The 13,601-nt window shown below is 62.9% G+C and carries 14 protein-coding genes and 1 pseudogene; 8 read left to right on the plus strand and 7 right to left on the minus strand.

The features are described 5' to 3' along the window. Positions 1 to 354 (plus strand): annotated as a pseudogene (locus tag RTP54_RS22155) (hypothetical protein); the annotation flags it as partial. 144 nt (positions 355 to 498) lie between these two features. Next, positions 499 to 981: a pyridoxamine 5'-phosphate oxidase family protein gene (locus RTP54_RS22160; RefSeq protein ID WP_112810719.1), complete on the plus strand. Its 483-nt coding sequence runs from the start codon at positions 499 to 501 to the stop codon at positions 979 to 981. Between the two features lie 109 nt (positions 982 to 1,090). Here RTP54_RS22160 and RTP54_RS22165 read toward each other — a convergent pair whose 3' ends face one another. After that, positions 1,091 to 1,453, minus strand: coding sequence for a hypothetical protein (locus tag RTP54_RS22165; RefSeq protein WP_112810720.1), 363 nt, complete (start codon positions 1,451 to 1,453; stop codon positions 1,091 to 1,093). 166 nt (positions 1,454 to 1,619) lie between these two features. Continuing rightward, on the minus strand, positions 1,620 to 2,639 hold the full coding sequence (locus RTP54_RS22170) for a Gfo/Idh/MocA family oxidoreductase (protein WP_312365807.1): 1,020 nt from the start codon (positions 2,637 to 2,639) through the stop codon (positions 1,620 to 1,622). 341 nt (positions 2,640 to 2,980) lie between these two features. Between RTP54_RS22170 and RTP54_RS22175 the strand changes: the two genes are divergently transcribed. From RTP54_RS22175 to RTP54_RS22195, 5 genes are all read left to right on the plus strand, one after another. Further along, on the plus strand, positions 2,981 to 3,931 hold the full coding sequence (locus RTP54_RS22175) for a diguanylate cyclase (protein WP_312365808.1): 951 nt from the start codon (positions 2,981 to 2,983) through the stop codon (positions 3,929 to 3,931). A gap of 200 nt (positions 3,932 to 4,131) precedes the next feature. Beyond that, a complete protein-coding gene (locus RTP54_RS22180) occupies positions 4,132 to 4,419 on the plus strand; it encodes a hypothetical protein (RefSeq protein WP_112810723.1) in 288 nt (95 codons plus the stop codon). A 199-nt stretch (positions 4,420 to 4,618) separates the two neighbouring features. Further along, positions 4,619 to 5,140, plus strand: a complete 522-nt coding sequence (locus RTP54_RS22185; protein WP_312365809.1) for an RNA polymerase sigma factor — start codon at positions 4,619 to 4,621, stop codon at positions 5,138 to 5,140. A 149-nt stretch (positions 5,141 to 5,289) separates the two neighbouring features. Then, on the plus strand, positions 5,290 to 6,228 hold the full coding sequence (locus tag RTP54_RS22190; protein ID WP_312365810.1) for a FecR domain-containing protein: 939 nt from the start codon (positions 5,290 to 5,292) through the stop codon (positions 6,226 to 6,228). A gap of 106 nt (positions 6,229 to 6,334) precedes the next feature. After that, positions 6,335 to 8,650: a TonB-dependent receptor gene (locus RTP54_RS22195; protein ID WP_312365811.1), complete on the plus strand. Its 2,316-nt coding sequence runs from the start codon at positions 6,335 to 6,337 to the stop codon at positions 8,648 to 8,650. 120 nt (positions 8,651 to 8,770) lie between these two features. On the opposite strand, the gene RTP54_RS22200 is transcribed toward RTP54_RS22195, so the two are convergent. The 3 genes from RTP54_RS22200 to RTP54_RS22210 form a co-directional block, all read right to left on the minus strand. After that, the gene (locus RTP54_RS22200; RefSeq protein ID WP_162703598.1) at positions 8,771 to 9,067 is read right to left on the minus strand and encodes a DUF6894 family protein; all 297 of its coding nucleotides are present in this window, start codon (positions 9,065 to 9,067) and stop codon (positions 8,771 to 8,773) included. 156 nt (positions 9,068 to 9,223) lie between these two features. Beyond that, a complete protein-coding gene (locus RTP54_RS22205; RefSeq protein ID WP_112815163.1) occupies positions 9,224 to 9,532 on the minus strand; it encodes a putative quinol monooxygenase in 309 nt (102 codons plus the stop codon). A gap of 206 nt (positions 9,533 to 9,738) precedes the next feature. Continuing rightward, positions 9,739 to 10,752, minus strand: a complete 1,014-nt coding sequence (locus RTP54_RS22210; protein ID WP_112832401.1) for a zinc-binding alcohol dehydrogenase family protein — start codon at positions 10,750 to 10,752, stop codon at positions 9,739 to 9,741. 100 nt (positions 10,753 to 10,852) lie between these two features. On the opposite strand from RTP54_RS22210, the gene RTP54_RS22215 reads away from it, so the two are divergent. After that, on the plus strand, positions 10,853 to 11,206 hold the full coding sequence (locus RTP54_RS22215) for a winged helix-turn-helix transcriptional regulator (protein ID WP_312365812.1): 354 nt from the start codon (positions 10,853 to 10,855) through the stop codon (positions 11,204 to 11,206). An 11-nt stretch (positions 11,207 to 11,217) separates the two neighbouring features. On the opposite strand, the gene chrA is transcribed toward RTP54_RS22215, so the two are convergent. Continuing rightward, complete coding sequence (gene chrA, locus RTP54_RS22220) at positions 11,218 to 12,624, minus strand: chromate efflux transporter (RefSeq protein WP_112832402.1); 1,407 nt, start codon at positions 12,622 to 12,624, stop codon at positions 11,218 to 11,220. 1 nt (position 12,625) lies between these two features. Further along, the gene (locus RTP54_RS22225; RefSeq protein ID WP_312365813.1) at positions 12,626 to 13,447 is read right to left on the minus strand and encodes a sulfurtransferase/chromate resistance protein; all 822 of its coding nucleotides are present in this window, start codon (positions 13,445 to 13,447) and stop codon (positions 12,626 to 12,628) included. Between the last annotated feature and the right edge of the window lie 154 nt (positions 13,448 to 13,601).

Genomic DNA, 13,601 nt, shown 5'->3' on the forward strand with positions numbered 1-13,601 from the left:
CCGGTCGTGGCGGCCGGCTGGCTGGCAGCGACCGCCGCAGGTGCGGCCGCGGGCGCGGTGGCCGGCGGCGCGGTCGGTGGCATTATCGGCGCGCTGACCGATTCCGGCGTGTCGGAAGAAGACGCGCATGTCTACGCCGAGGGCGTTCGCCGCGGCGGAACGCTGGTGACGGCGCGGGTCGCCGACAGCGACGTCGCGCAGGCCGAGGCCATCCTGCAGCGTTCCAACTGGGTCGATCTCGAAGATCGTCGCTCCGCCTACCACAAGGAAGGCTGGAGCAGGTTCGACGAGACACTCGATCCCTACAGCCCGACCCAGATCGAGGAGCAGCGGTCGCGCTACGTCAACCGCTAGCCGCACGTCGATCAGGACATGCCAGGTGGCCGAACGTGATGTCGGCCCCTGGTCTCTGATTTCACCGGCCCGCGCGTCCGACCGCTTACGTCGCAGTTGGATGTGAGCCACGTCGGCGCGCGCGATCGTCAAGGAGATAGGACATTGGCAAGCCCCGAAGAGCTCAAGAGCAAATTCTGGAAGACATTGAAATCCGACATGACCGTGATGCTCGGCCTGGCGGACGCAGAGCATGGTCACACGCGCCCGATGACGGCACAGGTGGAGGACGAGCACGGCCCGATCTGGTTCTTCACGGTGCGGACGGCCGTCGTCGCGCAGAAAGCGAGCGCAGACACGCCGGCCATGTTCGCCTTCGCATCGAAGGATCACGAATTGTTCGCAACGGTCCACGGCACAATTCGCCTCGACAACGATCGCGCAGTGATCGAGCGGTTGTGGAACCAGTACATCGCGGCCTGGTACGAGGGTGGAAAGGACGATCCACAACTCGCTCTTCTGCGTTTCGAGCCGAGCGAGGCGGAAATCTGGTTGAACGAGACCAGCCTGTTTGCTGGCATCAAGCTGCTTCTCGGCAGCGACCCGAAGGAAGCCTACAAGGAAAAGACCGCCAAGGTGGCGCTCTAGGCCTGCTTTCCTCGAAGCCACACCCGCAACGGCAGGTCGCCGTTACAGGTGTTGCTTGGCCAAGTGACCGCGCGGCGATGCCCGCCGCTCGGTCGCGGCTTGGCGACGGCTATTTCGCTTCAGTGAGTGTCTCGGTGCCGCTGCCATCCTTGCCGGTGATCGTCCAGGTGCCCTCCAGCGAACCGTCGCCGTTGACCTTGTAGACGATGAGGCCAAGGGCATCGCCGAGCACGTAGGCTGCGGCAAAGGCATCGCCGTTGAGCATGCACACACCGGTCGACTTCACGCCGGCGGTATCCCATTCGATGACGCAGGTCGTTTCGCTGGCCAGCGTGATTTCCGCCGTGCCGGAATAGCTGGATCCGTCGAGGTTCGTGCCTTCTACGGTGTATTTTCCGGCATTGACGGTCTGGGCATGTCCGACTGCGGCTGCGCCGAGAAACAGCGCAGCGGTGAGCAACAATCTCTTCATAATTCCCCCAAGAAAGCCGCGCGCCCCTCGCGCGGTGTTCCAGTGTTACGCACAAACCGCACGGTTTGGAACGTTGTCCTACGCCGCGCCGACAATCATTTTTGGTGACCCGGTTCGCCGGCTGCCGCATGGCCGCAAACGGGCGGCCTCCGCCACGCGAGGTCGATCAGCCGGAGCGCCCGGAGACGCTTGCGCCGACGGACAATCGCGCCTGCTGATCCCAGGCCGACAGCAGCGACATGATTTCGAGCGAATCGGCGAGCCGCGGCGCCGGGCGCGGCGCTTCCTTCCGGCCGGCCTTCAGGCACGTCTCCACGAGCCGCACCTGATGGCCGAAGGCGTCGTGATCGGAAAGAACGACGATCTCCTCGGGCGCCTCGCCATAAGCGGAGATCTCCAGCCGGTTTTCGCCCGCGATCGGCAGCCACGGGTTGCTCACGAACCGCAGCGATCCGCGTTCCCCGTGGACGGAAAAGGCATGCGCCATGCCGAAGCTGTCGGTCGATTGCAGCGTGGCGAGTACGCCGTTGTCGAAGCGAACCGAAAGGCTTGCATCGCAGATATTGCCGTCATGCGTCGAGGGGTTTCCAAACGCACTGACGGTGCGTTTGGCAAAGGCGTCCGGGCCGCAGCCGGTCTGGATCACGAAATGCAGCAGCGAGGCGGGGTAACAGCCGAGATTGAAGATCGTACCGCCGCCGTGCGGATTGACGAACTTCCAGATATCGGCGGCGTAGAGGCCCGAGACCGAACGGATCGCGCCGAGCCGGCCGGAGCGCAGGATGTCACCGACCTTGGCCATCAGCGGATGGCAGAGATACATCAGGCCCTCGAGAAAGAAGATGTCGTTGTCGCGCACTGCCTGGGCCAGGGCGTCTGCATCGGCCATCGTCGTCGTCAGCGATTTCTCCGACAGAATCGCCTTGCCCTTTTCCGCTGCCCGGATGACCGCCTGATGGTGCATGTTGTTGGGCAGGCCGACATAGACGACATCGATCTCAGGGTCGTCGAGCAGCGCGTCGAAACCGGAGTAGTGCTTGGCAACGCCGTATCTCGCCGCGAAACCCGACAGGCGCTGCGGATCGCGCCCGGCGACTGCTTCGATGCGCGAACCATCGCTTCCGACAATGGCTTCGGCCATGGTGTCGGAGATGAAGCTCGTCCCAAGAATTCCCCAGCGTAGCATGTGTCGGTTCCCTCCGCAGTGCAGTTCGCGTTCGTCAGCGCCACCGTCGATGTCGCCGCGCGCGCCTGCCCATCGGGATCTACGGATTCGACCGGATTGCCAAGTGCCCCCGACCCTATGGTTCGCTGTCCTTGCCGGCGAACGTGAATATTGGTTCGATCAGGCACGTTTTCTGGTGTCGCCTGGGTCGACTGTTGCCGGCGGGGCGGTTAACTTAGAAATATTGAATATTTGGAAGGGTTTTTGCGACAGCATCACCTCGAGTGAATTGGATGCCGTTTCTCCCTCAGTCCCGCGTCGGCGAGACGGAAGGACGACGGAAATGCCTGGATGCCATCGTCATGAGCGTATTGCCTAGTCCTGTCTGCGCAGATCCACCATCGATGAACGAGGCGCGCTTCTCACGCGCTCAGCTTAGTCTCATCCTCGCAGCGCTGCCCGACCCAGCTTTCATTTTGACGCGCAGCGGACGCTATGCGGCGCTGTTCGGTGGGTCCGATCACCGCTACTACCACGACGGCAGCAATCTGGTCGGCCAGAACGTCTTTGACGTGCTTGCGCAGGACAAGGCGCAATGGTTCGTCCGCGAGATCGGGAAGGCGCTCTCTTCAGGCGCGCTTCACATTGTCGAGTACAGCCTCGCCGGCAGCGATGTCAAAGGCCTGGAAAAGACGGGCCCCGACCACCCGATCTGGTTCGAAGGGCGGGTGCAGGCGCTCGACTTTCCGGTCGACGACGAAGACGCCGTCGTCTGGGTCGCCAGCAATATCACCGAAAAGAATGCCATCGAACATCAACTGCGCCTTCAAAGCGAGACCGACCCGCTAACCGGGATCTACAACCGGCGAAAGCTGCTCGACGTGCTTGCGGTCGAGTTCGGCCTTTCGGCTGGCAGCCGCGTTCCAACGTCCCTGCTGATGTTCGACGTCGACAACTTCAAGGCAGCCAATGACGAATTCGGACACTCCGTCGGTGATGAACTGCTGGCGACGATTGCCAGCGTGTGCCGGCGCGCACTGCGCTCTGGCGACGTTCTGGCGCGTCTCGGCGGCGACGAATTCGTCGTGCTGATGCCCGGAACGACCCGTTTGGAAGGCGAAGGAATCGCAAACCGGCTCCGCCAGAAGATCACAGCGGAGCTGCGGAGAACCTTGGCGTTTGCCGCGACGATCAGCGGCGGTCTGACTGAAATCCTGCATTCGGATACGTCGATTGGTGACGTGCTGCGCCGTGCGGATGATGGCCTTTATCAATCCAAGCGCACGGGCCGCGACCGGATCACCCTGGTGTGACGCGACGACCCTTACGGCGGCACCGCGCAATGAGCAGTGTCGCCCGCTCCAGGGATCAGTAAGGCGAACCGGCTCCCGAGCGACCGATGTTTCGCGGTGCGGGTGTCGGCTCTGCCTGATGGGCTGTTGTGGGGCGGGAGCCGATCCTGCCATGTGCGAGCGTGTGGGGGGCGTATATGTGCGAAGCGTGGCAGCGATCGTTGATCGAAGAAGACGAGCGCGTGAAAATGGCGGCGACGACAGTTCCAAAGCTGCTCGGGCATCCGGCCATGACCCTCGATCAGGCGTCGCGACTGCACGTCAACATCGCCGCTTGCGTCGAACGGCTGGACGCGCTGATCGCCGCCCTCGAGTTGAATGGCGTCGATCGGGCCTGGGTGCAGATGGCGACGACGATCAGAAACCATTGGGCGGCGTTGGCGGAAGACGCAGCCAGGAAAGTCCTCCTCGTCAGCGGCGATACCCTCAAGACGGCGCTGCGGAGCTGATCGTTCGCCGTTCGAACGGATAACACCGGCATTTCCGGCTCTTAATTACTGGCGGCGCGCGGGACACACTCGCGGCTTCAATGGGAAAAGTTGGCATCGGGCTGAATTTTAAACTTGACTATTATAGGCATGTTTTCAATTTTACGGCCGTCCGCGCAAAGCAATGCGCGTGGACGAACCCGCTCCCGGCCAGGATCCCATGACGACCGAGACCCAATCCGAAACGCGCGTCGATATCTTTATTGCCCACCGTCCGGCGCTTGTTGCCTATGCGGTGCGCCTGCTCGGGTCCCGCGACGCGGCCGAAGACATCGTCCAGGATGCTTTCGTCCGTTTTCTGCCCTCAAGCACCCGATCGATCACGAAGGGGCAACTCCTTGCCTACCTCTATCGGACCGTGAGGAACCTGTCGCTCGACGTCTTGCGGCGGCGGAAGGTCACGGCGGTCGGTCACCAGGACGATGTCCCGTTCTGGTCGGTGCCGGCCGACACGCCGACCCCTGAACAGCAGACGTTGCTGTGCGATGACGTTCGCCGGATCTCGCAGATCCTCTCCGAACTGCCGGTCGAGGCGCGTGTCGCGGTCGAAATGCACCGCTTCGGTGGGTACACGCTCGAGGAAGTGGCATCGCACCTGAACATCTCGACGGCCAGCGCACATCGTTACGTTGCGGCGGCGATGACGAAGATTGCTACGGCGCTTCTGGTCAATCCGACCTAAGTCGTTGCGCGCTGAAAAAAAACGGCGCGCTAATCGTCTTTGTCAAAAGAGGGATTGTTCGGGTAGAAGTGCCTCGCAAGAGGCCAGACCGGCGTAGGAAGTCATTGACCCAAGATCAGGAAATCGCAACCGCTACCCTGGAAGATGCCATGGCCTGGTTTCTGCGGCTGAAGGCTGAACCCAGCTGTCCCGAGCTTGCCGCCGACTTCGAGCGCTGGTTGCGTCAGTCCGGCGACCACCGGCGGGCCTGGCAATACGCGCTGCGCACCTGGCAGCTCATGGGCGAAACGGTGCCCGCCTATGAGCATCTGTGGGCCGACGCGCCACGTGGCAATGTCGTTGCCATCCGCAGGCGGAGCTGGCGTCGCCCGGCCATGGCCGCCGTCGCCGCGATGGCCGCAACCCTGCTTCTCTTTCTGGCCGGTCCCTCGCTCCTGATCCGCCTTCAGGCGGATCACATCACCGCGGCGGGCCAGAATGCGAGGGTAGCGCTGGACGATGGAACGGTTATCGAACTGGGTGGCGACAGCGCGATCAAGACCGAGATGACGGCGTCGGGGCGGCACGTCACCCTGCTCTCCGGTGAAGCGTTCTTCGATGTCGCACACGATGCTGCGCGCCCGTTCACCGTCGAGGCGGGCGGTGTCAGGGTGGTTGTCGTCGGCACGGCCTTCGATATCAGGCTTGCGCATGAGGAAACCACCGTCGAGCTGGAAAGAGGCGTTGTCCAGGTATCGGTCGGCGAGGCAAGGCGCACGCCGGATTTCAGGCTGCTGCCCGGCGAGATGGCGGTGGTGAATACGAACGATGGTGGCGTGATCCGCAACACCATCCAGCCGGATCAGGTCGCGGCCTGGCGCAGCGGGCGGATCTTCGTCAAGGACGCCTCGATCGGCACGGTCGCCGAACAACTCCAGCGCTATCATTCGGCATGGATCGCAGTTCCGGATCGCAAGCTCGCCGGCCTGAAGGTCACCGGCCTCTACGATCTCACCGATCCAGACAATGCATTGAAAGCCCTGGTCGAGCCCTACGGTGGTCGCGTCAGGGAGTTTTCAACCTACGGGCGTATTCTTTCGCAATACTGAAAAGCCCGGGAATTATATTCAATATTTCTGAGAAAAAATATCGAGACCCTCGTCTTTGTTGAAAAGCGCTCGGCAACGGAGTGCTGTTCAAGGAGACGAGAATACAATGTGCATATCGCAGGGCCGCAAGGAATTTCGTCGTTTGAAATGGGACAGCGACGGCGGGCGTCCGGCAAGGCGGCTGATGGCAACGACGGCAATGACGATCTGCCTCGCATCGACGGTGCATTGGCCGAGCCCGGCACTGGCGCAGGCCACGGCCTCCAAGGCGAGCGCCGCGCGCAGCTTCAACGTGCCGGCCCAACCGCTGGCCGACGCGCTCAATCTCTTCGGGCGTCAATCGGGCCTGCAGGTGACGCTGGCCGCGTCCGCCTCGCGCGGGGTCATGTCCAGGGCCGTCGTCGGCACCTACGCGCCGGAAGAGGCGCTGGCGCGGATGCTTGCGGGGACGGGCATCGACTACCGTATCATCGGCGGCCGCACGGCGGTGATCGGGGCTGCGGGCGGCGGCGCGGCCGTCACGCCGGCGGACGGCTCCACGTCGCTCGATCCGATATCGGTCTTCGGCGATGCGCTGGGTGTCGGGGAAATCGTCATTGGCGAGAAGGAGCTTCAACAGCGAAACCCCGCCAACATCGCCGACGTCTTTCGCGGCGAGCCGGGCATCGCGGTCGGCAGCTCGCTGCCGATGTCGCAGAAGGTCTATGTCCACGGCATCGAAGAGAACAATCTCGCCGTGACCATGGATGGCGGTCGGCAGAACAACAAGGTCTTCCATCACAACGCGACCAACCTGATCGATCCGAGCCTGCTCAAGGCCGTGCGCGTCGATGCGGGCATTGCGCCTGCCGATGCGGGGCCTGGCGCGCTCGGCGGCGCCATTGCCTACCAGACCAAGGATGCCCGCGACCTGCTCGACGGCGATGGTTATGGCGGCTTCGTCAGCTCCAACTACAATTTCAACAGCAAGACGTTCCAGACCGGCCTTTCCGCCTATGGCATGCAAGAAGGGTTCGAATTTCTCGGCTACTTCAACTTCGCCAAGGGTGACGAGTTCAAGTCGGGAACCGGCAGCATCGTCGAAGGCACGCGAACCGACCTTTTGAGCGGGCTCGGCAAGGTGGCATACGAATTCGAGAGCGGCGACCGTTTCGAGCTCAGCCATGAGCGTGTCTACGACGACGCTCCCCGGCCGTTCCGCGCCAATACCGGCTTCATCAGCGGCCGTCCGCCGTGGGAGCCGCGCGTGCGCGACTACACGCTCGACCGGCAGAACACGGTGTTTTCCTACACCGACAGCACGCCCGAGGGCTGGTGGGATCCGACCGTGGTTCTGGCTTACAGCTCGACGCGGCTCGAAATCCCGATCTTCCCGCGACCTGTGGCGCCGAGCACGGTATCGGTTCCCTATCCCGGTGCCGGCGAGACCGGCAGCTTCAACGGCAAGGTCGAGAACAAGTTCAGCTTCGACATCGGCAGCATCACCGCCGGTTTCGACTTCTACAACGACAAGGCCGAGCTTGAAGATCCATACGATGCCTCGACGGAGCGGGCGCGCAACGTCGGCATCTATGCGCAGGCGCGGCTCGATCCATGGGAGCGCACGCGTCTATCCTTCGGCGTGCGCGGCGACCAGCAATGGTTTACCGGGACCAGAAACGAGAAGTGGGACAATGCCGGCTTCAGCGGCAACGTCTCGGGCGAATATGACCTGATCGAGGACCTGTTGATCGCCAAAGCCGGCTATTCCCGTGTCTGGGCCGGTGTGCCGCTGGCCGAAAACTTCATCATGAACCCGAACTGGAACTACGGAACGGGTCCGGAGCCGGTCACGGCGGACAATTACGCCTTCGGCCTTGTCGCCAAACACGATGGCTTCACGCTCGAAGGCAGTCTCTTCCGCACCGATATCGACGATGCGCGAACCGCCAAATACGCGGCCGCGAGGGCGACCGAGAACCATGACGTCCGCTCGAAAGGCTTCGAAGTCGGTGCCGGATATGAATGGGGCGATGGCTACTTCAAGGCCAAATATGCCAATGTCGACGTGTCGATCGACGGGAAGCCGGCTGACTCCGATACCGGCATCTATCTTGCGGCCCCTGCCGGCCAGTTCATCACGCTGCTGGCCGCCCACACATTTATGGATTGGGGTGTGACTGTCGGCGGCGACGTGGAGATTGCGCTCGACAATGATGATGTCGCGGCCGGGACGCCGACGCTCGAAGGCTACAAGGTGTTCAACACCTTCGTCGAGTACCAGCCGCCGAGCCACAGCAATCTGACGCTGCGCGCGGAGATCAAGAACATCTTCGACGAGACCTATTCGGCGCGCGCCACCTATGGTCAGGAATTTGGCACCGTCACGCCGCTCTATGAGCCGGGCCGTGCCTTCATCCTGAGTGCAAAGGCGACCTTCTGACAGAACGACAAGACAAGACTGACAAAATAACAGAGGAAGAGGCATCGCCGATGCCTCTTCCTCTGGGGCAGGCTGATCGCCCGGCCGGATGCTCAAAGTGTTCGTACTGAAAAATTCAGATTACAATTTACTGAAATCAATTCTCATTTCTGCCCAGGCATGCTCGAACTTCGATGTCGCGATCAGCCAGGGCGGCATGGTCCTGGAAGCCGTCAGCCTTGCCAGCAGACGGCCATCGGCGTTTTCCACCGCGACGATAACGCCGCGATAGTCGTCGTCTTCGGCGATTTCGTCGGCAACCAGACGGCCATGTTCGACCGCCTGGTTATCGCTGGCCAGCAGCGTGCCGATCTTGTCGCGGCTTGTGCTGCCTGCCAGTTGGATGTGAAAAAGATATCGTTGCATGATCTTACTCAAACCCTGCGGCGATTGACGAAAAACCCTCGGGCCGCTGCGAGTGGAGTGTACGTAACATACCTGTGCTCGCTTTGCGCGTGACGGAGGCGTGACATGCCCGGGCGCGCGATTGAGTTCACCGGGCACGACCCGGCGAAAGGCAGGCTCGATCCGTGCTCAGGATGAAATCTGGTCGAGGAAGACCAGTTGCAACGGACGGGCGAGCAGATCATCCACGGTCGCGGCAAAAGCCTGGAAATGCGGCGTCTGAAAGTGCGCGTCGAGGGCGGCCCGGCTGGTGAAGGCCTCGCGCATGTAGAAGGTTCCGGGCTCGTCCTTCATCTCGAACAGGACGTAGTCCAGGCAACCGGGCTCGTTGCGGGTCGGCTCGATCAGGGCCATCAGCCCGTCACGCAGGGCATCGCGTTTACCCGGCCGGGCGGCAAGGATCGCCAGTGAGATCAGCTTTTCGGATGGATGTGTCATCACGGTATCTTTCGGTCGACGTGAAATGGGGGAGACGTGAGTGGCATGCCGGCATCGGCCAGAGCCGTGGTCGTTACGACCGCGTCCGTGCCTCGGTTTTCATTGGAATGCCTGGCAGATGCCGGCCGCTGCCGACCCGGTGGAACGGTGCGGCGGCAGGCTTGGTGGGTGCAGGAGGGGAGGGGGCGGAAGCGCCCCCTGCCTGTCTAGAAGCCTGAAAGGACGATCTTGCCCTTGGCCCTGCCCGATTCGATTAGCGCGTGCGCGCGCTTGAGGTTTTCCGCATTGATCGTCCCGAAGTCGTCGTTGAGGGTGGACCTGATCTTGCCGGCATCGACCAGCTCCGACACGCTGTTGAGCAAGGCGTGCTGTTTCTCGATGTCTGCCGTCGCAAACAGCGAGCGGGTGAACATCAGCTCCCAATGGAGCGAGAGGCTCTTGCGCTTGAGCGGCAGAGCATCGAGCTGCTTGGGGTCGTCGATCAGGCCGAAACGGCCCTGGGGCGCCAACAGCTCGACGATCTCGCCGATATGATCGTCGGTGTTGGTGGTGGAAAAGACGAAGCCGGGCTGGCCAATTGCAAGCGCCTCGATCTGTTCGGCGAGCGGCTGGCGGTGGTCGATGACATGGTGGGCGCCGAGCGACTTCACCCATTCGACGGTTTCAGGACGTGAGGCGGTCGCGATCACGGTGAGGTCCGTCAGCGCACGCGCGATCTGGATGGCGATCGAGCCGACGCCGCCGGCGCCACCGATGATGACGATGGCGTTGGCGGCGCCCGGAACCGGCCTGTTGACGTCAAGCCGATCGAACAGCATTTCCCACGCGGTGATCGATGTCAGCGGCAGGGCCGCCGCGGCGGAAAAATCCAGCGACTTTGGCTTGCTGCCGACGATCCGCTCGTCGACCAGATGAAATTCGGCGTTGGTGCCCTGGCGGTTGATCGCGCCGGCATAAAAGACCGCGTCGCCCGGTTTGAAGATCGTGGCCTCGGGTCCAACGGCGCTGACAATGCCGGCGGCATCCCAGCCGAGAACCTTCCACTGTCCGGCTTCGGGCTTTGCGCCACGGCGGATCTTGGTGTCGACCGGGTTGACCGAGATCGCCTTGACCTCGACGAGAATGTCCCGGCCGGTCGGCTCTGGGCGCGGCAAGTCGACATCGACCAGCGACATCTCGGCTTCGATCGGTTGGGGGACCTGGTAGGCTACGGCTCGCATTGAATTCTCCATCGGTTGAACACAACCAAGATGCGCACTATGATAGGATATCGCAAGAACGCACATTTAATGCCCATAGTGTCGAAAAGGATACCATTGGATGGGACGCACGCGCCGCGACCGTTTCGATTGCAGCCCGGGATGCGCCGTGGAGGCGACCCTCAGCCTGATCGACGGCAAGTGGAAGGGCGTGGTGCTCTACCACCTGATGTCCGGCACCCTGCGCTTCAACGAAATCCGCCGGAAACTTCCGAACGTGACGCAGCGCATGCTGACGAACCAGTTGCGCGAGCTCGAGGCCGACGGCCTGATCACGCGCACGGTTTTTGCCCAGGTCCCGCCGAGGGTCGACTACGATCTCTCGGAGCGAGGCCGTACGCTCGAGCCGGTCATCCTTGCGCTGAAGAACTGGGGCGACGTCAACATGCCCTCTGCCGGCAGTTTTGCCGCCTGATCATTGCAATCCTACGCGCCGATCAGCCTCCACGCCATTCCAGCCAGCGCCGAGGCGAGCAGCGTCGCGATCACCGAGGTCTTGAAGCGGAAGATCGCCATTGCAGCCGCAAGTGTGAGCAGCAGTGACGGCCAGACCAGCGAGCCGGGAACGGGCATATCGAGCGTCATGCCGCCGACATCCCACGCAACGACCTGCGAGAACAGGGTGTGAAGGCCGAACCAGACCGCAAGGTTGAGGATGACCCCGACGACGGCGGCTGTGATGGCCGACATGGCGCCGGTCAGTGCGACATTGCCCCGGAGCCTTTCGATGAAGGGCGCTCCGAGAAAGATCCAGAGAAAGCAGGGCACGAAGGTCACCCAGGTCGTCAGCAACGCTGCAAGCGTCGCCGCCGTCATGGGCGAGAGCAGACCTGGATCGCGATAGGCGCCCATGAACCCGACGAACTGCACGACCATGATCAAGGGGCCAGGCGTCGTTTCCGCCATGCCGAGGCCGTCGAGCATTTCGCCGGGCCTTAGCCAGCCGTAATGCTGCACGGCTTCCTGAGCGACATAGGCGAGCACCGCATAGGCGCCACCGAAGGTGACGACAGCCATTTTGCTGAAGAACCAGCCGATCTCGGTAAACACATTCCCCGATCCGAGCAGCGTGAACAGCAGTGCGAGTGGCGCGAGCCAGAGAGCGAGAAATGCCGCAGAAACCTTGAGCGACCAGGCGAGGTTGGGACGGGCATGCGCCGGTGTTTCCTCCCCGAGCGCCGATTCCGCGTCGTCGAGCACGGCTCCGCTGGCCTTGCCATGTCCGCCGCCGATGCGAAAGAGCGGCGAGCCCAGGCGTCCGCCGATATAGCCGACAATGCCAGCCGCAAGGATGATCAGCGGGAAGGGAACGCGCAAGAAGAAGATCGCGACGAAGGCTGCGGCCGCAATGCCGATCATCAGCCTGTTCTTGAGCGCCCGGCTGCCGATCCGGAAAACCGCCTGGATCACGACGGCAAGCACGGCCGCCTTCAGCCCGAAGAACAGCCCCTCGATCAGGGCGACGTCGCCGAAGGCGACATAGACGTAGCTCAAGCCCAGGATGGCGACAAAACCTGGCAGCACGAACAGGATGCCGGCAACCAGCCCGCCCGCGGTGCGATGCAGCAGCCAGCCGATATAGATCGCCAACTGTTGCGCCTCGGGGCCTGGCAACAGCATGCAATAGTTGAGCGCATGCAGAAACCGGTGCTCGCCGATCCAGCGCTTTTCGTCGACGAGGACGCGGTGCATCACCGCGATCTGGCCCGCCGGGCCGCCGAAGCTCAAGGCGGCGATCCGCATCCACACCAGTAGCGCTTCCGCAAAAGGAATGCCGTGATCGTGGGGTGCCGACGCCCTGCCGGCGTCGGGCGTGTGGACGACGTCAGTCATGTCATGCCCCCTTTTTTGCCGAGGGCCAGTTGTGCGTTTCGCCGGTGGCATCGCGGCACCAGCGATAGAAGGCGTCATAGAGCAGCATGCCCGCCTGCAACTGCTCGTGGTCGTCCGCATACATTCGCGATAGCCCGAGCGAAGCCGCGAGCAGTCCAGCGACTTCGGGGGCAAGGTCGGGGCGCGCCGTGTCTGCGCCGCGCACGATGGTCGCCAGCTGCAGCATCGGCCCGGTTTCAAGCCCGAAGTCCTCGACCATCACATCGAAGGTGCAGCGCTCGCCGCGATGGCTCCAGCGGATCGGGGCGTCGACGTCGAAAGGCGTCGCGTCGAAGCGGTCGGCCACCGCTTCGACTTCGGACGGAGCCACGAACAGGAAGACCGCATCGGGATCGACGAAGCGCCTGATGAGCCAGGGGCAGGCGATCCGGTCGATTTTCGGGCGCGCACGCGTGACCCAGAGCGTGTGTCCGTTCGGCTGGCGCTTCGGCAGGGCGGAGGCGGGAACCGTTGAAAGCCCGGCTTCCGCCCAGGCCTCGAAGCCGCCCTCGAGCACATCGGCGGGAATGCGCGCGTGGCGCAGCCAGGCAGCGACCCCGTGGCTCAGCTTCCGGCCGCGCTGGCAAATGACGACGGCGGACCGCCCGGCAAATTCGCCGGTCCAGTCCTCGACAAGCCTATGGTCGCGTCTGAGAGATCCCGGGATAAACCGCGGATCCGCATCGAAATCCTCGTCGGTCCTGACGTCGATCAGCGAAGGGCATTTCGGCGTACCGATGAGGCGCACTAGCTTTTCAGGGGAAATTTCGAGAGGTGACGGCATCACGCGTCCTCCGTCTGAGCGGTTGATTGGACGCGATACTTCGGCTGTCGCCTCGTGGGGTGATCGCGACCCCATGCCGGAACTTTGCCGCCGTTTCGCACTGGCTGTCAAGTTGCGGTCTGGCGCCTGCGGAACTGCAGGCGCCGTGCCACAG

Source organism: Ensifer sp. (assembly GCF_031989085.1).
Classification (GTDB): domain Bacteria; phylum Pseudomonadota; class Alphaproteobacteria; order Rhizobiales; family Rhizobiaceae; genus Ensifer.